Raw genomic sequence first — 19,694 nt, 5'->3', positions numbered from 1 at the left:
GGTCAGTAGACGAACCAGGGGACCTGCACCTTTCCCGCCGTGCCTGACGTGTCGGTGGCGGTGATCGTCGAGTTCAGCAGACCCGAGGTGGTCTGCGGGTTTCCGGAGATCACGCCGGTGGCGCGGTCGATGGTCAGCCCCGAGGGCAGTCCGGCGGCGCTCCAGGAGTAGCTGCCGGTGCCGCCGGAGGCGCGCATCGCCAGGTGCACCGGCGAACCGTGCGGCACCGCCTGGAAGCCCGGGTCGGCCACGGTGACCGGACCGGACGAACCGCCCTGCACGGTGAGCGTGAACGTGGTGTCGTGGCTCGCCGTGGCGTTCTTGCCGGTGATCGTCACCTGGTACGTCCCCTGCGGGGTGGAGGCGCTGGTGGCGATCGTCAGCTTCGCCGAACCGCCCGCGTTGACCGACGCCGGATCGAACGTCGCGCTCGCCCCGGAGGGCAATCCGCTGGCGGACAACGCGATGTCGCCGCCGGACGGAGGCGTGGTGCCGATCTGCTGGTTCGCCCAGTCGCCCATCGAACCCCACAGCTTTCCGTGCGCGTTGTAGGACGCACAGTCGGTGCGCAGCCAGGAGAAGACGCCGTAGATCTTGCCGTTGTAGTAGTACGGCCCGCCCGAATCGCCTTGGCACAGGCCCTTGCTGCCGTCGCCGTAGCCGTCGCAGAACATGTATTCCGGCTTGAACACCGACGAATCAATGGTGCTGCAGTTCGAACCGTCCACTGTGGGCAGTACGACCTCGCGCAGCTTGGTGTTCTTGGTGGCGTCGTTGGCGTCGGTCTTGCCGTAGCCGATGGCCGTGCCTTGGGTGCCGAGCGGCAGATTGTCGGCGGAGGACGCGATCTTCGGGTAGGTCATGCCCGCCGGAACGGGGATGTCGGTCTTGGTGAAGATGATCGCGACGTCGTTGCCGTTGCGCCAGCCCTGGTCGCTCTGCGGGCTGTAGTCCGGGTGGATCCGGAACTCCGCGATCTCGATCCGGGTGCCCTTGCTCGTGTCGTTCAGGTCGTCCCGTCCGTAGATGAGGTACTTCGGGTCGCCGTCGGCGAACTTGCAGTGCGCCGCGATCAGCACCGCCCGTTTGGCGACCACGCTGCCGGTGCAGGACTGCTCCTGCGGGCGCACCCCGCCGGTGCGGTGTTCGGAAATGATGAACGGGTACTTGGCGACGGTGGTCGTCTGCCCGTTGATCACGCTCGGGCTCGCCGACGGCGCGGTGCCGTTCACCGCGGTCGTCGAGACGGTGGCGGTGGCGGATTGCCCGGCGTTGACCGACGCCGATGCCGGGTCGACGCTGAGTGAGAAATCGCCTTGGCCGGAACCGTTGACGGTGAGCGTGACCGGGGTCGTGTGCGTGGCGTCCGTGGCTTTTCCGGTCACCGTCACGGTTGTCTGCCCGGGTGAGGCCGAGGAGGATGCCGCTAGGGTGAGGGTGGAGGTGCCGCCTGCGGTTACCGAAGACGGGTCGAATGTTGCTGTGACACCGGCCGGGAGCCCGCTCGCCGACAACGCGATGCTTTGCGCGCTGCCCTTGACGACCTTGGTGGTGATCTTCGTGGTCGCCGACTTGCCCGGGTCGACGCTGAGCGAGGCCGGGTCCGCGGCGAGGGAGAAGTCGTTGGCCGCGGGCGGCGTCGCGCCGTTGATCAGCGGGTCTGCCAGGTTGTCGCCCTGCATGGAACCCCAGCCGGTGCACAGGTCGTAGCCGGTGCCCGCGTCGTAGGTGCCGTTGTTGCCGGAGACGACGTCGTGGAAGGCCGAGGAGTACTGCGAGGACTGGGCGATCGAGTACACCGTCGGGTTGATGGCGCCGAGGTTGCTCTTGCCCGCGCTTTTCGCTTTCTGGTTGACCATCGCGAGATATCCGGCCCACAACGGGGAGGACAGGCTCGTCCCGCCGACGTCCTGCCAGCCGCCGTTCATGTACACCGAAAGCGCGCCGGCTCCGTAGTCGGCGTCGAGCGCGACGTCGGGCACCGAACGGTATTTGCTGCTGCCCGGCTGCCAATCGGGCTTGCTGTAGACCGCCGAATACCCGCCGCCGGAGCGGGTGTTGCCGGTGCCGCCCTGGTTCCAGCACGACTCCGACTGGTAAGTGCCCGCGCTGTCGCTCGTCCGCAGCTGCGTGCCGCCGACGCCGGTGAACAGCGGGTCGCTGGCCGGGTAGTCGGCCTGCACGGTGGAGTTGTCGCCGTTGTAGCCGCAGCCGGTGGCTCCCCAGTCTCCGGAGGCCGACAGGAGCGTGACGCCCTGGGCGACCATTTGGGAGTAGGAATCGTGCGAGGCGGCGATCGGGTCGGACTCGCATTTCTCGCCGAGCAGCCACGAGCCCGACAGGATCGTGATCGCGTTGTCGCTCGCGATTTTCGCCATCTCGTCGACCCAGGCTTTGTCGCTGTTCGGTGCCTCATAGACGATCTGGCTCGCGCCGGGCGCGGTGGCCGCGACCGCCTGGATGTCCAGCGTCACCTCGAGCTGTCCGCTGCCCGGCTGGGAAACCCCGCCGTCCACCGGCACTACCTGGGGCTTGACCGAGGGCTGCTTGAAGTAGTTCGTCCAGGCGTCGATGTCGGACTGCTTGAACGAGTCGAACTCGATCAGCCCGACCGTCTGCCCGGATCCGTCGTAGGAACCGGAAAGCTGCTTCATGCTGTAGGCGGTGCGGAACTGGGCGGGGGTGTAGCCGCCGCCCGGGCCGCCGGGACCGGCCGGAGCGGAGGCACGGTGCGCGATCGGCCGGTTGGTCAGCCCGGTCACCGTGCGCACGATCTTCGCTACCGAGGACGGCACGCTCGGCGCGGATTCCCTGGCGTAGAAATGCTTTCCGGCCGAGTCGGCGTAGTCGCCGAGCCGGGTGCCGAACGCCGCCTCGACCTGTCCGACGGTCCCGACCGCGTCGACCACCTGGCGGTTGGCCGAGACGTCAGTGACCCGCAGGCCCTGTTTCTCCAGGTACGCCTTCGCAGCGTCCACATCGGACTCTCGCGGCGCGTAGCGGGCCGAATAGTCCGCACTGGACAGGAAATGCCGGTAGTCCGGCGAACGCGGATCGCTGACCGAGGCGACGAACTGGGCAAGCCCGGCTTCGTCGTGCGGCCGCAGCGACAGCGCGATCGGGATCTCCCGGCCTGGATCGGTGGCGCCGAGCCGTTGCGCGCCGGCCGGTGCGGAGCCGGTGGGCGCCAACGGCGTCCGGGGCTCTTGGGCGGCGGCCGAACCCGGTATCGCCAGGGCGGCCGTCAGGACGAGACCGGCTGCCGCGGCGGCCGGTCTCGCCCACAGGGAACGAGGGAGCACGATTCCTCCAAAGCGAAGCGGAGAAGAAACAGCCGGCCAAGGCTAGCCGCGGCGGCGGTCTGCGAATCGTGCTCGCTGAACGTTCGACGACGTTCAACGGTCATTCTGAACGAAGACGTTTTCCCTGGTCAGAAGGGGTGGGGTGAAACAGTTTTCCACAGAATGGCGGGTTGGTTCACCGCGCCGGGAGAACGAAACGGGAAAGGAAAACCGGCACGATCATCAGTGCGATGGCGGTCCACGGCAGCGCGCCTGTGCCGAGCAGAACTCCGCCGGTCAGCGCGCCACCCGCGACCGCGCCGTTCCAGCTGGCGATGGTCAGCGACTGCGCGATGTCGGCCCGGCGTCCGGCGAGTACCGCGGTGACCGCTTGGAACGACGTCGGCGCGCCGCCGAAAGCCAAGCCCCACAACGCACACGCGGCGAGCAGCAGTACCGGTTCCCGGCCGCCGAAGACCAGTATGCCGAAACAGCAGGCGGTGACGGCGGCGCAGCACGTGAGCACCGCGCGGGGATGCCGGTCGAGAGCGAGCCCGACCAGCCACAGCCCGGCCACCGTCGCGGTGCCGAACAGCAACAGCCCGGCGCTCAGCAATGGGAGATGTCCGCGAGCGGCGTAGAATGGTCCGAGATAGGTGTAGAACATGTTGTGCGCCAAGGAAAACGCGATCACCAGCAGTAATAGCGGGCGCAGTCCTGGCGTGCGCACCACTGTGCGGAGGCTCGTCCGGGCACCTGGTTCCTCGCCGGACAGTGGCGGAACCACCGCTACGATCCACCACAGCAGCGGCACCGCGACGAGGGCCATCCCGGCGAACACCCAGCGCCAGCCGACGAGTTCGCCGAGCGCGGCCCCGGCCGGGACGCCGAACGCGAAAGCGACCGGGGTGCCCGCCATCGCGACGGCGAGTGCGCGCCCGGCCCGTTCCGCGGGGACGAGCCGCATGGCGTAGTTCGCCACGAGGGACCACAGGATTCCGGTGAGCGCTCCCGAAGCCACTCGCGCCACGAGCACCAGCGCGAACCACGGGGACAGCGCGATCGCCAGGTTGGTCGCGACGAACCCGGCGACGAGCAGGAGCAGGAGTTTCCGGCGGGGCATCCGGGCCGACGCCGCGGTCAACGGCAGCGCGGTGAGAGCGGTGGCGATCGCGTACACGGTGACCAGCTGCCCCGCGGCGGCCGGGGACACGCCGAGATCAGCCGCGGCCGGGAGCAGGATCCCGGCCGGGACGATCTCGGTCAGGCAGCCGAGGAACACCGACGCGGCCAAGGCCAGCAGAGCGGGCAGGGGAAGCGCGGTGCGGGCGGGCGGCGCGGTGACGTCCATGGCGGGTCCTTGGGGTCGTGGCGGTCGGCCGCGTCGGTTGTGCAGGGCGGGGCGGGAGTTTGGTGGCTCGGCTGGTTATGCGCTGGGGTTGTGGTGCCGGGCTGCGTGGGTTGTGCGGGGCGGGGGTCGAGGAGCTTGACGGCCCGGCCGGTTATGCGTTGCGGGTGCGGCGGGGCGCTGGGGCCAGGGATTGTGCTGACCGGGTCGGCTATGCGCGGCGGGGTGCTGGAGTTGCGTAGCTCGCGCGGGAGGGGAGCTGGCGCGGGGATTGTGCTGGCCGGGTCGGTGATGCCTGAGCGCGGGGATGCGGCCGGGCGCTTCGGGGGCAGTGGCGCCCGGCCGCGCGCGGTTACGTCGTGTGCAGCAGCAGGTTGTGCGATCCCTCGCCCGGATCGACGACCTTGTCCTTCGTCGCCGCGTCGGTCATGCCCTTGAGCACCTGGTCCGGCGTCGCGTCCGGATGCGCGGACAGGAACATCGCCGCCACTCCCGCTGCTTCCGCCGAGGCGATCGACGTGCCGGAAACCACGCTCGACGCGCAATCGCCGGTGTTGCCCGCCGTCGGAATGTCCTTGCCTGGTGCGTAAAGGTCCACGCAGCTGCCGAAGTTCGAGGACGGCACCCGGTGGTCGGCCTGGTCGGTGGCGCCGACGGTGATCCCGGTGGTCTGCCGGGCAGGCGTGATGTCGCAGGCATTCACTCCGGCGCCGCCGGTGCCGTTGCCCGCGGCGACGGTGTAGGCGAGGCCGTTCTGGGTCATCTTGTAGAGCTGGATGTCGAGGACCGTGCCGCTGGGGCCGGCGAAGCTGAGGTTCAGCACGGCCGGGCGCTGTGCGTTGAGGTTCACCCAGTCCAAAGCGGACAGAATCTCCTCGGACGTGCCAGTGCCGTCGCAGCCGAGGGTGCGCACCGATTCGACCGAAGCCTCTTTCGCGACACCGTAGTGGCGGCCCGCGATGGCGGCTGCGACCTGGGTGCCGTGGCCGTTGCAGTCCGTTCCGCTCTGGTCCGCGTCGGGGTCGACCGCGTCGTACGCGGCGTGGGCGCGTCCGCCGAAGTCGTGGTGGCTGGTGCGCACCCCGGTGTCGAGCACGTACACGTGCACGTTCGCCGCGGTGTTCGGGTAGGTGTAGCTGCCGTCGAGCGGGAGGTCTGCCTGGTCGATCCGGTCCTGTCCCCACGAAGGCGGGTCGTCCTGGGTCCCGGCCGCGGTGTAGACCTGGTTGTCCCCGACCGTGGTGACCGCGGCGTCGGTGAGGTACTTGTCGTGCTGTTCCCGGGTCGCGGAAAGGGAAAACGCCTGCGAGACCGAGTAGTAGACCCGGCGCAGCGTGCCGCCGTACTTGGCGATCAGCGCGTTCGCGGCGGCGGTGACCTTGTCCTTGTCTTTGTCCATCGGCTTGAGCCGCACGATGTACACCGCGGTGTCGTCCGGCGCGGCGGAGGCCGCCGCCGGCAGCACGCCGGCCGCGACCGAGAGCAGGGCCGCCAGCACGACGGCTTTCGGGGTGCGTTTCATGGTCGTCCCTTCGGGGAGCCTCCGCCGGGATCCCGGGGAATCCCGGCGGAGGCGGGCGCGGTCAGAGGTTGTTCAGCCAGGTGCGCAGGTCGTCCGGGCCGCTGCCCTCGTCGAAGCCGACCACCCGGCTGCCCTTCTCCTGTCCGGCGGAGATGTCGATCAGCGTGGGGATGTACTCGATGCCGTACTTGTCGGCGATGTCCTTGTTCTGGCCCTGTTCGCTCAGGTCCACCTTCGCCCAGATCCACTTGCCGCCGTCGGCCGTGTGGTATTTCTCCAGGTACGGGGCCATTTTCTGGCAGGGACCGCACCAGCTGGCGTAGAAGTCCAGCACGACCGGCTTGGTCTTGGACATCTCCATCACCTGGTCGTAGTTGGCCGAGGTGACGTCGACGACGGTCTCGTCCTGCGGGGCCAGCGAAACGTAGGACGCCGGGGCGGCGCTCGCCGGCGTCGCCGCGGCGCCGCCGAGGACTCCCGCCGTCATCGCCGCGACGGCCGCGAACATCCGGATTCTCGTTCCCATGTTCTCTCCTCTATTCGGGGTGGGTGACGGGCACCGGCGCCGGACGCGCCGGGGCTTCGGGGGCGGGGCCGGTTTCGGTGGGATGGCCGGCGCCGACCCAGTCTTCGATTCCTTCGCGGTACTTGCGGACGTCCGCGTACCCGAGTTCGAGCAGCCGGGCGCCGACGAATTCGCTGTTGCGGCAAGGGGTGTTGGCGCAGTACACGACGATCGCCGCGGCCTTGTCCGGGACCACCCGCGGCGCGTGCTCGTCGGTGAACGCCGCGGCCTGCTCGTAGGGGAAGCCCGGGATGTTGCGGGCGCCGGGAAGGTGTTCGCGGGCGTAGTAGTCGGGCGGCATGGTGTCGACGACGATCACCGTGCCCTCGTCCATCGCGGTTTTCAGCTCTTCGCGGCCGATCAGCGGCAGCATGCCGGTTCCTCCCGGGTTCCGGCGGCGGGCGAGCAGGCCCGCCGCGAGGTGACTGACGAACGCCACGACCACCGAGTTGATCGTGGGAATCCCGAACTCGAAGACGAGCGCGAAAGCCGTCCCGAGCGCCCAGCTGACCAGCGCCGCGAGCTCCCAGTCGCGCCCGGCGACCGCTTGTCCCCGGCGCAGGGCGGCGAAAACCGGACGGCACCGGCGAAGCACGAAGTACTCCGCGATGAGCACCCCGGCGACCGGCGGGGCGAGCACGCCGACCGCGGTCAGGAACCCGGCGAAGTGGTCGGCGATCCCGAGTGCGGACGCCGCCGTGCCGAACACCCCGAGCACCAGGACCACGCGCACCCGGCTGACCTTCCGGTCGAACAGCACGTCGACGACGTTGACCAGGCCGAGCGACGACGAGTAGAGGTTCCAGTCGTTGATCTTGAGGATCGCGGTGGCCAGCACCAGGGTGCCGAGCAGCCCCGAGGAGGAGGTGACGATGCCGACGACGTCCGAGGTCGCGGCGGCGTGCGCGAGGAGCACGCCGATCAGCCCGATCAGGTACTCGCCGAGCGTCACGCTGAGCACGGTCTGCTTGACGACGTCGGCGCGGGTGCGGTTGAACCGCGTCATGTCCGGGGTCATCAGCGCGCCGAGGATGAACGCCCCGGACACCAGCGTGGTCGCCGCGCCGAGCGACAGCGGCGGTCCCGGCGGGGGAGCGGAAACCAAGTCCGCCAGCGAGTGCGTGTGCAGCGCGTCGAGCACCGAATACCCGGCCAGCAGCAGGAAAGCGGGCACGGTCAGGTAGGCGGTCCAGGCCATCAGGCGGAAGCCGTAGACGGTGATCACGGTGATCGCCGCTCCGCCGACCAGCGCCCAGCCCCATTCCGGCACCGTGCCGCCGAGGGCGTGCATCCCGTGCGCGAACACCCCGTTCTGCACGCCGAACCAGCCCGCGAGGCTGACCGCCACCAGCAGGCCGACCAGCGCGGACCCCTTCCGGCCGAACCCGGCCCAGCGGGCCAGCACCGAGGTGGACAGTCCTTCCCGCACCCCGGCGATGCCGAGCAGCACGGTGATGACCTCCAGCAGCACCGAACCGATCGTGATGGCCAGCACCGCGTTCCAGAACGTCATGCCCCAGCCCAGCAGCGCGCCGACGATGAACTGCTGGAACGAGGACACCTGCCCGAACCGCTGCACCGCGACCGAGGGCCAGGACCGGCGGGCGGCGTCCGGGACGCGGGTCAGCGAATAGTCGTCGTGGCGGTCGCTCATCGGCCGGTCGCTTCCAGCGCGGCTTCGGCGACGACCAGGAAACCCTGGCCCGGCTCGGGCCGGAACGCGAATTCCCGGTCGAAGAACTTCCGCAGAAACGGCACCCGCTGGTGGTAGACGAACATCGACCGCGGATTTCCGGTGATCAGCCCGGAACCGGCGAACAACGGGAGTTCGGCGAGGAAGTAGCGCACCGCGAGCCGCAGCGCGCCCTCGTCCGGCACGTTTCCCGTCCGGCCCTGCAGCACCCAGGTGGAAGCGCCGTAGCAGGCTGACCGGAATGCGCTGTCGGTTTCGAAGTGGTTTTCCGCCGCCGCCAGCAGCCGCCGATAGGCGGGCAGTTCGCGCAGCCGGGCCATGCCGAGGATCCGGCTCTCCGGGTCGGGCACGTCCAGCGCGCGCAGTGCGGCGGCGATCTTGTTGTGCACGTGGCAGGACTGCCGGTGCGCTTTCTGTTTCGCCCTGGCCGGCGGGTATCCGAGCGCTTCGAGCGTGTAGGCGGTGACCTCGTCCGGGACGAAAAAGCAGAACTCGGCGAAGTGCTCCGCGGTCCACGCGGCGAGCCGGGTCAGCCGGTCCGCGGTGAAATAGCCGTTGAACGGGCTCACTCCGACACAGGCGTGCCGGACGTCCGGATACAGGCGGGCGCAGCCGGAAGACAGCGGAGTCGCGTCGAACATGGAAATCCTCCACCTTTTCTCGTCTCGATTCCGCGTTTCTCCCGGCGGGGCGGGACTGGTGCGGATCACTGTGCCGGGATCCGGGCGGCGCGGGTAATGCCTGCCGGTTATGCCGTCGCGGGACGGCGAGGCCGGCGGTTCGGAAAGAGGATTTCCTACTTTGGTCGGGCGATTGCCACACTTTCGCCGGTGCACTCGCGCCGGCGGGCGTCATATCGTGAACTTTCGTGGAGTTGGAACTCAAGCATTTGCGCCACCTCCAGGCGATCGCGAAAGCGGGCAGCCTCAACCGCGCGGCCACCGAACTGGTGCTGCCGCAACCCGCCCTCAGCCGCGAACTGCGCAGGATCGAGGAACTGCTCGGCCGGGCGCTGTTCGAACGCGCCCGCGCCGGGGTGCGGCCCACGCCGTTCGGGCAGCTGATCCTCGACTACGCGGACGGGATCCTGGCGCGCACCGCCCGGATCGGCCCGGCCCTCGCGCAGCACTGCGCCCAGCGCGAAAGCGCGTTGCGGGTCGGCTGGTCGGAAACCGTCCTGTCCGGCCCGCTGCTCCGCGCGCTCGAGACGACCGGGCTCGGCGACCGGGCGGAGATCCGGACCGCCGAGTCGACCGCGGAGATGCTCGGCTGGTTCGGCCGCGGCGAACTCGACCTCGCCGTCCTGTCCGAACAGTGCGACGTGCCGCTGCCCCCGAACACCGGGCGGATCGACCTCGCCGAGGACCCGCTGCTGATGATGCTCCCGGACTGGCATCCGCTCGCCGCCCGGCACGAGGTGGACCTGGCCGAGCTGGAACACGAGCGGTGGATCTCCTCGACCGGGCCGGACCGCTGCCGCGAGTTCCTCGCCCGGGTGTGCGGCCCGTACGGCTTCGCCCCGGTGATCGCCCACTACGTGCCGGTCTCCGGCCCGCGCGACGAGATCGTCCGCTACCAGGGCGACGTCACGCTCGTCCAGGCCTCCCGCCCGCTCGCCCCGGGCGTGGTGCACCGCCCGGTTCCCGGACTGCGGGCGCGCACCAGCCATTTCCTGCTGTACCGGGAGGACAGTCCGGTCGCCGCGCGGGTCAGCCTGCTCGCCGGGTTGATCCTCGACGCCTATCACGACCACAAGGGCGGCTTCGACGGCCCGCGCGCGATTCCGGGGGAACTGCCGTGGCTGACCGCCCGGACCAGCTGATCCGCTCCGGTGCCGACCTCGAGCTGCGGCAGCTGAAGCTGCTGGTCGCGGTCGCCGAGGCGGGCAGCGTGGCGGCCGCCGCGGCCGCACTCGGAACCACCCCGGCCAAGCTCACCCTGCGGATCCGGCGGCTGGAACGGATGATCGGCGCCCCGCTGCTGGCCGCGGAACCGGCCGGGAAGCTGTTCACCGAAACTGGCGAGCTCCTCCTCGAACACGCCTCGGCGGTGGTCCCGCAGTTCGACCGGATGCTGACCGCCGCGCGCGCCGGGCTGGAGCGCCCCGTCGCGCAGATCCGGATCGGCTCGGTGCCGACGCCCGTGCTGCCGCGGCTGATCCGCGAGGTAGGGCTGCGCAATCCCGATGCCGGACTGGCTATCCGGACCGCCGAATCGGCTGCGGAGCTGGCGGAAGCGTTGCTGAGCGAAGAACTGGACCTCGGCCTGCTACGTCAGGACGCCGTGCGGGAACGCCCTCTCGGATGGGTTTCGGTGGCCACGGAACCGCTGGTGGTCGGCATTCCGTCCGGACATCCGCTCGGCGTTCCGGACTCGCTCACCCCGGCCGCGCTGTCCCGCCAGCGCTGCGTTCTCCTCGACCAGGCCGTGCAGCCGCGTACGCGGGCACTGCTCGCGGCCTTCGCCGACGCCGGTGCTGATCCGCGGCTTTGCTACGCGGACAGCGAATGGGCGGTGCTGTGTCTCGGTTACGGAGCCGGAATCCTGACCGTGACAGCGCCGCCGACGAGACCGATGCCGGACACCTCATACCGGCCGCTGCATTGCGCGGCCACGAATTCGACCCTGGTGCTCGCCTGGACGGACGACGGACTGCTCGCCGGGTGCCTCCCTCGCGTCCGGGCGGCGATGACGCGCGCGCACGCCGAACACCTTCGCGCACTGGTAAACGCGTGAGGGCCGCTTCGGAAGAAACCCGAAGCGGCCCTCACGGAACACGTCAGCCGATGCGGTAGCTGTACGGCAGAGTCGCCAGCACCTCACCGGTTCCGACCTGCGGCAGACCGGTCACGCCGGTCGGCAGCGAGGGCACGGTCACGATGTTCAAGTGCCCGGCCACCTGCTGCCCGCGGTTGCCCGACGGCGTGATCGTCACCAGGATCGTCGCGGTCTCGCCCGGCTTCACCAGCTGCGGCGTGCCGCCGGTGCCATTCGGGTCCACCGACTGGCCGTACGGGTCGCCGGTCGACGACGTCACCGAACCGTCGAAGCCCGCCGTCTGGATCGACGCCGTGTAGCTCGAATGCCCGGCAGGCGCGCCTTCCGGACCGAACGGACCGATCTCCTGCACGTCGGCGAACCAGACGCCCTTGGTGACGTAGCCGGTCTTCTCGCCGATCGTCGCGACCGACACCGTGCTGCCGTTCTGCGCGGACTTCAGGTCGCCGAGCACGTCGATGCCCGCCGCCGAACCCTGGATCTCCGCCTGCGCGGGCACGGTCGAGGACGTCGCGACGGTGAACTTGCTCGTCTCCGGCGGGATCGAGTACACCGGCGCGTTCGCGTTCAGCTCCGGCAGGTCGACCTCGGTCGAACCCTGGATCGGCTGCGGCTGCAGCGTTTGCTTCGCGTTCGTGCGCGCGTCGACGCCGATGGCGATCGGTTCGATGCCGGTGTTGCGCACCGTCACCGGCACGGTCACCGCCTTGCCCGCGGCGAGCGACGCGGACTGCGGCAGCGCGGGCGCGCTGGCCGAGACCTGGTCGAAGCCGACGGTTCCGGTGAACGGCTGGTCGATCTGCTTGCCCGTCACCGGGTTCTGCACGACGAGCACGAGGTGCCAGCGGCCCGGCAGCGGGTTCGCGTCGACGAGCTGCAACGCGGTGCCCTGCTTCAGCGTGGTGGCCGAATCGAGGTAGGCGTTGCTGTTCACGTCGGCGAGTTCGCCGTTCGGGTCGACCAGGACGCCGTCGAGCAGCGTGCCCGGGTCCTGCAGCTTCACCGCGACGTCGAGGTCCCGCTTGCCGCGCGGAACGTCGAATTCGTAGGAGAAGGTCTGCGCGGGCGACACCGCGCGGGCGTTGCCGCCGGTGATCGTGCCGCCGAACGCGCCGGGGCCGTTCTTCGTCGGGATCAGCGCGCGCAGCACGGCCGACACCGTGGTCTGGTGTCCGTCGGAGCTGCCGAAGGTGATCGAGTAGTCCGCGTCGCCGCCGCTGGCCGGGGTCTGCAGCGCGACGTGCACCGGCTTCGTCTGACCGGGGTTGAGCTGCAGGATCTGCGGCGAAACCTGGCCGTACGGGACAGCCCGCTGCGCGGTGGTCGCCAGCTGGATGTCACCGGTGTAGCCGGCCTGTCCGGACGCGGAGTACAGCACCGCGGTCCACGTGCCCGCGGCAGGGCGCGTGACGTCCACGTTGGCGTAGTTCGCCGTCGCGGCCCCGCCCTGCGGACGGCTGTTGGCGACGAAGGTGCCGTCCGGGGCGAGCAGCGTCAGCCGCACCACCGGGGTGACGGACTGGCCGTTGACCGTCTTCGGGCTGCCCTGCCACGCCATCCGCGCCAGCAGCCGCTGCGCGCCGTTCGGCACGGAGAAGGTGACCTTCTTGTACGCCCAGTTCGTGCCGTTGAAGTACGGGAACGTCGGCAGCTTGGTCGAGTCGAACCCGGTGGTCTGCGTCTGCGTCCCCATCGGCGCGAACGTCCGCGTGCCGGTGCTGACCGTCAGCGGCTTGCTGCCCGCGTTGGTGACGTTGACCGACGCATGCTGCGTGCTGCCCGGCGCGCCTTCCAGCGTCAGCTGGTCGGCCGACAGCGTGATGTTGGACGAGACGCCCGCCGGCGCCCCGGTCGAACCCGGAGCGGTGAGCGCCGCTTCGACCGCCGCGCGGGCGTCGAGAAGGCCCGCGCCCTGCTCGTCGGCTGGGAGGTTGAGGTCGCGTGCGGTGCTGGTGATGATCTGCTTCACCTGTGCGGGCGTCGGCGACGCACCGTGGTGGGAATTGCGGTAACTCTGGATCACCAGCGCGGCGACGCCCGCGGTCAGCGGGGCGGATTCGCTGGTGCCGCCGAAGGATTCGAGGTCCGTGCCTTCCGGAACGGTCTTGAAGTTGCGGCATTCCGAGTACGCCGGGGAGCAGTCGGCCCAGTTGCCCTCGCCGGGTGCGACGAGGTCGATGGTGCGGCCGTTCTGCGTGATGCCGGACGAGGACAGCGCGGAGATGTTGTCGTTCACCCATTTCCCGTTGGAGAACGGGAAAGCCGCGTAGCCGGTCTGCGCGTACAGCCGGTTGTCGGTCGTCGCGCCGGTCGAGATCACCAGCGGGTCGGTGGCCGGGCTGCCGATCGTGGACGTGGTGCCCGCGTCGCCGCTGGAGGCGGTCACGGTGACGCCCGCGGCCACGGCCTGGTCGTTGAAGACCTGGAACAGGTTGCGGGAGCTGGAATCCGGGTACTGGTTGAGGCCGAGCGACTCGTTGATCACGTCGACGTGGTCGACGGTCACCGCGTAGTCGATCGCCTGCAGCACCGCGGAGTTCGTCGCGGTCTTGCCGAAGACGTTCAGCCCGACCAGGCTCGCACCCGGCGCGACGCCCTTGACGACGATGTTGCAGCCCGCCGGGAGCGGGTGCTTCTCGTTGACGAACTTCGACAGGTCGTGCACCACGACGCCCTGCGCGGCGATCGAGGAAGCGTCGCCGAAGGCCTCGGCCCCGGCGTCGGTCGTGTTCGGGCCGTCGCCGGAGAAGTCCTGGTAGTCCGAGAACACGTGGCTGCCGTCGGGACGGATGAAGTCCGCGTAGTTCGGGTCCATGTTGTCGGCGAGGAACGCGACCTTCACGCCCGCGCCGTTGGCCAGATCGGACGCGCTCTTGCCGCCGGTGGTGCTGTACGCGCGGATCGACGTCAGCGCTTCGGGCTCCAGCAACGGTTTCGCCGGGTCGGCCGGGCAGGTCGCGTTCGGCGTGGACTGCGCGGCCGGTCCGCCTGCTTTCGGCGCGGCGGCCGGTGCGCCCGGTTTGGCGTCCGGCAGCGTCACCTTGCTGTCCGGCAGCACCTGCGCGACCGCCGGGTCGTGCGCGAGCTGTGCGGCCTGCGCGGGCGTGACCGTGGCGGAAAACGCGTTGCCCAGTGCGAAGTGCTTGACCTTGGCCGGTGCCGCGCCGGAGAGCTTGGCGAGCACCGAGTCCTGTTCTTGGGTGGCTTTGGCACGGCGAGTGCCCGAGGCCGCCTTGGTGGGCGGCGCGCTGGGCAGCTGGTCCGCGAGGACGACGATCACCGATTGCGGCGCGGTGTCCGCCGCGGCGGCCGGTGCGGCAGCCTGCGCCGGCTGGGTCGCCCCGGCCAGCACCAGGCTGCCGGTCGCAGCCATGACCAGGGCGCGAACGGATCGCGAGGAACGCCCCATGTGCAGTTCCCACTTCCTGCTAGAAGGGTTCGTGAGTTACCGGCCCCGACGAAATCGGGCGCACTCGTGCCGCGCTCGATTTCCCGATAGCAGAACTCTTTCCGACTCCCGCACGATCCACAAGCGACAATAGTGGGAAACAAATCCGGCAAACGGGACCGAATTTCCGCGCGGTCGCGCATTCGGTCCCGTTTGCCGGAATCGGGTCAGTCCTGGGGGAGGTGCCGGCGCGAGTGCCGGGTCACCACAAGGGTTCCCGCGATCGCGACCAGTGCGACGCAGGCGAGCAGAACCGGGTAGCCCGCTACTCCGTTCAGGGCGGCCAAAATTGACGGCAGCAGGAATCCGATGTAGGCCAGCGCGTAGTACACGCCGGTGAGTTCCGCGATTTCGCCCGGCCGGGCGAGGCGTTGCAATTCCAGCAGTCCGGACACCACCACGATGCCGTAAGCGGCGCCCAGCACAATCGCCGCGCCGAGGGCGATCCACGGCGATTCCCGCGCGGCGGCGAAGACGCTCAGGACGAGTCCGGCGCAGAGCACCGCCATCCCGGTGAGCACCGCCCGGGCGCTGGTGGTGCGGTCCACCCGCTTGGCGATCGGCTGGATCCCCACGCCCGCGCCGATCGCGCAGACGGTGAGCAAGGTGGAGTAGGCCAGCGCCCACGACCCGGTCTGATGCTCGACGAGCTGCGGCAGGATCGCGTATGCCACGCCGCACGAGCCGAAGATCCACGGCGCGGCGGGCAGGATCACCCGGCGGAACCGCGGATGCCGCGCGGTGGCGGGCAACGCGGCGCGGACCGATTCGGTCCGGACAGTGAGCGTTTCCGGACTGCGCGTGACCGCGAGCAGCGAGACCAGCGCGAGTCCGATGTGGACCAGGTAGGGGAGGACCATCGGCCACGGACCCCATTGCGCGAGCACTCCGGCGACGCCCGGGCCGATGCCGAGCCCGAGCGTCAGGCACAGCGCGGCGCGCCGGGTGCCGGTGTCGGCCGCGCTGTGCGGGTCGGCGTCGGCGAGTTCCTTGATCCAGGTGGAGCCCACGGCCATCGCGACCGCGACCGCGATGCCGGAGAGGAACCGGCCGGCGGCGATCCATCCGACGCCGACCGGGCCGAGTGCCAGCAGCACGCTCGCCAGCAACGACACCATGGTGCCGGCGAACATCACCGGGCGGCGACCGTACCGATTGGACAGTCCGCCGGACAGCAGCAGCCCCGGCACGAGACCGACGACGTACGCGCCGAGCAGGGCGTCGACGGTGAACGCGGAGTAGCCCGCGGCGTGGTACATGACGAGCAGCGGGGTGAACTGGTTGCCGCCCCAGCCGCACGCGAACACCGCGGCGGCGGCCGGAAACCAGGCCGGACGGGCGGTTGTCTCGGGTGTTTCGGGCAGGGGAGCGCGGTCAGCAGTAGTGGTCATCGACGGTGCACCGAATCCAGGTGTGCTCGCAGGGCCGGGGCGAAGGTGTCGGCCTTCGTCTCCGCCTCCGCGATGATGTTCAGGAGGTCTTCGTGCTCGCCGACGACCTGGGGCAGCCGAGCCGGGATCGGCGCGAGCGCGTGGACGTTCATCCGGCGCTGCCGGTCGGCGAGCGTGGTGTAGAAGCTGAGCAGCAGCGCGTTGCCGCCCGCCTCGACGATCGTGCGGTGAAACAGCGCGTCGGCTTCCGCGAACGCGGGCACGTCGCCCGCTTCCGCGTGCTGCCGCTGGACAGCCAGCACCGCGCGCAGCTGCTCGAGCGCCGCCGGGATCAACTCCGGACGCCTGCCCAGCCGTTGCACCGCCGCGCTTTCGACGGCCTCGCGGGCTTCGAGCACGTCCTCGGCCTCGCCCGGGGTGATCGGGACGACGATCGCGCCGCGCTTCGGGATCAGGTTGAGCAGCCCCTCGACCTGCAGCCGCAGGAACGCCTCGCGCACCGGCGTCCGGCTCACCCCGAGCCGCTCGGCGATCTCGCCCTCGCTGAACAGGTGTCCGCCGGGCAGTTCGCCGGTGAGCACGAGCTCCTTGGTGAGCTCGTACGCGCGATCGGCGGCGGGTTTCAACGCGTTCACAGATGGGACGCTAGCATGCATCTCAGCTTGTATCTAAGGCGTTGTGACCTGCGGCTCAGATGGTTCTGTCGGTGCCGTGTGCCATGCTCGTCGGCGTGCTGTTCCTCGATGCCCCACCGACCGTCCGCCAAGCCGTCGACGCCATCCGCACCGCCTTGACCGGCGGCCTGGACCCGGACCAGGACCCGCCTCGGTCTGTCGTACCCGTGCCCACCGGACAGTTTCTGCTGATGCCCGCGTTCTGGGACCGCTACGCCGGGGTCAAGGTCGCCTCCGTCGCCCCGGACAACCCGGCTCGCGGCCTGCCGCGGATCCAAGGCCACTACCTGCTGATGGACGGCCCGACGCTCACCCCCAAGGCGCTCCTCGACGGGATCGCCCTCACGGCAGTCCGCACGGCGGCGGTTTCCGCCGTGGCGGTCGACCTCCTGGCCGAGCCGGACGCGGAACGCCTGGTCGTGTTCGGGACAGGCCCGCAGGCGCAGAGCCACATCGAAGCCTTCCGCGCCGTGCGGCCGGTGCAGGACGTAGTGGTGGTCGGCCGCAATCCCGAACGTACGCAAGCCCTCGCCGAGCAGTACCCCTTCGCCCGGGCAGGCACGCCGGACGACGTGTCCTCGGCTGATCTGGTCGCCTGCTGCACCTCGTCGCGAACCCCCGTGTTCGACGGCGCGAAAGTCCCCGAGCACGCCACCGTGGTAGCCGTCGGCTCGCACGAACCCGATGCCCGGGAAGTCGGCGATGTCCTCATTGGACGGTCCACAGTGGTTGTCGAAGGCATTGGCGCGGCTACTCGCGAGGCCGGAGATGTAGTGCTGGCAATGAAATCCGGCGTCCTCGCGGCGGACGACTTGGTGCCGCTCGTGGAACTGGCACAGGGGCGGACGGTGGCATCGGGTCCCCGGCTGTTCAAGAGCGTCGGAATGGCTTGGGAGGATCTGGTGGTCGCGGCGGCGGCCTATGAAGCTGTCACGTGACATCCCGGCGCAACGGGAACGCGACTGCTAGCCCGGCCGCGACCAGTGCGTATCCGAGGAGAACGAGCGCGCCGCCCGTGGTGGGCAGCAGTTGTCCGCCCGCGTGGCCGGTCTGCTGGGCGAGCGCGTCGGTGAGATAGCCGAATTCGGTGAGCGCGGCGGTGGCTCCGCCGGGAAGGTAGGGGTAGATCGTGTTCACGCCGGGAATGGCGAGCAGCGCGATTTCGACCAGGTACAAATACCCGATCACCACCGCCAGCGCGGCGACCTGATTCCGCAGCAGCGCACCGATTCCCACGCCCAGCACGGTGTAGATCGTCATCGCGGCGGCGATCCGGAGCAGCAGCTCGACGACTGTCGCCGGGGCGAGGCCGACGGTCACCCCGTGGAGGGCGGCGCTGCCGTAGAGCGCGAGCCCGGCGGCCACTGCGGTGACGACGCCGTAGCAGAGGCCGCCGATGGCGAACGCCGCGAGTTTCGCAACGAGGATCCGCCAGCGGCGCGGTGCGAAGAGGAACGTGACGGAAATCGTGCGGTGCCGGTATTCCGACGTCATCGCGACGGTGCCGAACACGGCGGGGAACAGGACCGTCACAGTCGCCATGCCGAGCACGTTCCGCACCCCGGCGGCGGTGTCGAGACCGGGCATCGGCGGCTGGACCTGCTCCGGGCCGATCACGCCGATCAGCCCGACCAGGCCGCCGCCGCACACCGCGGCGGTGACGAGCGCCCACAGCCACAGCCGGGTGGAGCGCAGCCGGCGGAGTTCCGCGGCGATCATCGGCGTTCTCCCGCGGTGAGGGCGAGGAAAACCTGTTCCAGGCCGGGTTTTTCCGGGGTGAGCTCGTGGATCCGCAGTCCGGCCGCGGCCGCCCGGTCCGCGATCTCGGCGGTGCTGAGGCCGGAGACGCGAAGCAGATCCGGCGCGATCCGTTCGGCGGCCCCGCTCAACGTTCGAGCGAGGTCGTCGGCGTCGGGGGAGCGGACGAGCGCGGCGGGTGCGGTCGAGACGGACAGCTCCGCCAGGGTGCCGGTGGCGACGAGGCGGCCGTCGCGGATGACCACGACCTGCCCGGCGATCTGCTCCAGTTCGCTGAGCACGTGGCTGGAGACCAGCACGGTGCGGCCGCTCGCGGCGAACCCGGTGAGCAGGTCGCGCAGCGACGCCATGCCCCGCGGGTCCAGTCCGTTGCCCGGTTCGTCGAACACCAGCACTCGCGGGTCGCCGAGCAACGCGGTCGCGAGGCTGAGCCGTCGCCGCATGCCGGTGGAATAGCCGCGCGAGGGCCGTCCCGCGAAGGCGGTCATCTCCAGTTGCTCCAGCACCTCGTCGACGCGCCGGCGCGGCAGCCGGGCCATCGTGGCGTAGATGCGCAGGTGCTCCCGCGCGGAACAGGACGGATGCGGGTCGGCCCCGTCGAGCACCGCGCCGACGGTGCGCGCCGGATGCGGCAGCTCGGCGTACCGGACGCCGTCGATCGTCGCGGCCCCGGCGTCCGGCCGGACCAGCCCGAGGAGCATCCGCATCGTGGTGGTCTTCCCGGAACCGTTCGGCCCGAGGAAACCGGTGATTTCCCCGGGACCGGCGGAAAACGTCAGATCGGCGACCGCGGGCGTCGCGGCGAACCGCTTGGTCAGGTTCTCGACGGCGATGCTCATGCGCGGGCCTTGAGCGCTTCGGCCAGCTCGGCCGCGTCGGGCAGGCTGAGCAGCAGCTCGCCGAACTCCCCGCCGTCGAGGACGATCCGCAGCGCCGGGCCGGACCGGCGCACCGACACCAGCTGGCGCGTCCCGGTGCCCAGCCCCCAGATCCCGACCTTGACCACCCCGCTGACCAGCATGCCGATCCGGCCGCCGCGCGTGCGGGCCAGCGGATTCCCGATCTCCTCGACCGTCCGGATGCGAGCCAGCGGGACCGTGATCTCTTCTCGCCACACGGCGATCCGCTCCCAGCGGGAGAACCGCACCCGGAGCCCGTCGCCGACGATTTCGGCTGCCGCCATCGTCTTCACCCCCTGCGTTAGCTGTTCTATTAGATGTATAGCAGATATCCTGG

15 protein-coding genes and 1 pseudogene are annotated in these 19,694 nt (G+C 70.1%); 3 read left to right on the top strand and 13 right to left on the bottom strand.

What is annotated here, in order from left to right; genetic code table 11:
• Positions 1-2: 2 nt before the first annotated feature.
• The 7 genes and pseudogenes from EIZ45_RS15885 to EIZ45_RS15860 form a co-directional block, all read right to left on the bottom strand.
• A complete protein-coding gene (locus tag EIZ45_RS15885; protein ID WP_134663445.1) occupies positions 3-3,302 on the bottom strand; it encodes a protease pro-enzyme activation domain-containing protein in 3,300 nt (1,099 codons plus the stop codon).
• Between the two features lie 175 nt (positions 3,303-3,477).
• Positions 3,478-4,632 carry an MFS transporter gene (locus EIZ45_RS15880; protein ID WP_134663444.1) on the bottom strand — a complete coding sequence of 385 codons (1,155 nt, stop codon included), beginning with the start codon at positions 4,630-4,632 and terminating at the stop codon, positions 3,478-3,480.
• Positions 4,633-4,981: 349 nt separating this feature from the next.
• Positions 4,982-6,151, bottom strand: a complete 1,170-nt coding sequence (locus EIZ45_RS15875) for a S8 family peptidase (RefSeq protein ID WP_134663443.1) — start codon at positions 6,149-6,151, stop codon at positions 4,982-4,984.
• 61 nt (positions 6,152-6,212) lie between these two features.
• Positions 6,213-6,677, bottom strand: a complete 465-nt coding sequence (locus EIZ45_RS15870) for a co-chaperone YbbN (protein WP_037818633.1) — start codon at positions 6,675-6,677, stop codon at positions 6,213-6,215.
• 10 nt (positions 6,678-6,687) lie between these two features.
• On the bottom strand, positions 6,688-7,089 hold the full coding sequence (locus EIZ45_RS46840; RefSeq protein WP_240690666.1) for a rhodanese-like domain-containing protein: 402 nt from the start codon (positions 7,087-7,089) through the stop codon (positions 6,688-6,690).
• 144 nt (positions 7,090-7,233) lie between these two features.
• A pseudogene (locus EIZ45_RS46835) lies at positions 7,234-8,229 on the bottom strand (cytosine permease); the annotation flags it as partial.
• A 137-nt stretch (positions 8,230-8,366) separates the two neighbouring features.
• The gene (locus EIZ45_RS15860; protein WP_134663441.1) at positions 8,367-9,050 is read right to left on the bottom strand and encodes a tRNA-dependent cyclodipeptide synthase; all 684 of its coding nucleotides are present in this window, start codon (positions 9,048-9,050) and stop codon (positions 8,367-8,369) included.
• A gap of 227 nt (positions 9,051-9,277) precedes the next feature.
• On the opposite strand from EIZ45_RS15860, the gene EIZ45_RS15855 reads away from it, so the two are divergent.
• Both EIZ45_RS15855 and EIZ45_RS15850 read left to right on the top strand, forming a co-directional pair.
• The gene (locus EIZ45_RS15855) at positions 9,278-10,231 is read left to right on the top strand and encodes a LysR family transcriptional regulator (protein ID WP_134663440.1); all 954 of its coding nucleotides are present in this window, start codon (positions 9,278-9,280) and stop codon (positions 10,229-10,231) included.
• Positions 10,207-11,145 carry a LysR substrate-binding domain-containing protein gene (locus tag EIZ45_RS15850; protein ID WP_134663439.1) on the top strand — a complete coding sequence of 313 codons (939 nt, stop codon included), beginning with the start codon at positions 10,207-10,209 and terminating at the stop codon, positions 11,143-11,145. The genes EIZ45_RS15855 and EIZ45_RS15850 overlap by 25 nt, the downstream gene beginning before the upstream one ends.
• Positions 11,146-11,188: 43 nt before the next feature.
• Here EIZ45_RS15850 and EIZ45_RS15845 read toward each other — a convergent pair whose 3' ends face one another.
• From EIZ45_RS15845 to EIZ45_RS15835, 3 genes are all read right to left on the bottom strand, one after another.
• Complete coding sequence (locus EIZ45_RS15845; RefSeq protein WP_240690653.1) at positions 11,189-14,560, bottom strand: S8 family serine peptidase; 3,372 nt, start codon at positions 14,558-14,560, stop codon at positions 11,189-11,191.
• A gap of 242 nt (positions 14,561-14,802) precedes the next feature.
• Positions 14,803-16,026 (bottom strand): MFS transporter, encoded by a 1,224-nt coding sequence (locus EIZ45_RS15840; protein ID WP_134663437.1) that lies wholly within the window; start codon positions 16,024-16,026, stop codon positions 14,803-14,805.
• A complete protein-coding gene (locus tag EIZ45_RS15835) occupies positions 16,023-16,661 on the bottom strand; it encodes a GntR family transcriptional regulator (protein ID WP_037818639.1) in 639 nt (212 codons plus the stop codon). The genes EIZ45_RS15840 and EIZ45_RS15835 overlap by 4 nt, the downstream gene beginning before the upstream one ends.
• A 71-nt stretch (positions 16,662-16,732) precedes the next feature.
• Between EIZ45_RS15835 and EIZ45_RS15830 the strand changes: the two genes are divergently transcribed.
• On the top strand, positions 16,733-17,638 hold the full coding sequence (locus tag EIZ45_RS15830) for an ornithine cyclodeaminase family protein (protein ID WP_235146778.1): 906 nt from the start codon (positions 16,733-16,735) through the stop codon (positions 17,636-17,638).
• Here EIZ45_RS15830 and EIZ45_RS15825 read toward each other — a convergent pair.
• From EIZ45_RS15825 to EIZ45_RS15815, 3 genes are read right to left on the bottom strand one after another with little or no spacing between them, the layout of a single operon-like run.
• A complete protein-coding gene (locus EIZ45_RS15825; protein ID WP_043833553.1) occupies positions 17,631-18,419 on the bottom strand; it encodes an ABC transporter permease in 789 nt (262 codons plus the stop codon). The two genes, EIZ45_RS15830 and EIZ45_RS15825, sit on opposite strands and share 8 nt — an antisense overlap.
• Complete coding sequence (locus EIZ45_RS15820) at positions 18,416-19,297, bottom strand: ABC transporter ATP-binding protein (protein ID WP_134663436.1); 882 nt, start codon at positions 19,295-19,297, stop codon at positions 18,416-18,418. Before EIZ45_RS15820 ends, EIZ45_RS15825 begins: the two co-directional genes overlap by 4 nt.
• A complete protein-coding gene (locus EIZ45_RS15815) occupies positions 19,294-19,641 on the bottom strand; it encodes a hypothetical protein (protein ID WP_134663435.1) in 348 nt (115 codons plus the stop codon). Before EIZ45_RS15815 ends, EIZ45_RS15820 begins: the two co-directional genes overlap by 4 nt.
• Positions 19,642-19,694 lie beyond the last annotated feature (53 nt).

The organism is Amycolatopsis sp. CFH S0740 (genome assembly GCF_004522315.1).
In the GTDB taxonomy this organism is placed as follows: domain Bacteria; phylum Actinomycetota; class Actinomycetes; order Mycobacteriales; family Pseudonocardiaceae; genus Amycolatopsis; species Amycolatopsis nivea.
Note: the sequence above shows the minus strand (reverse complement) of the source record. Positions and strands in the feature narration are given on the sequence as shown.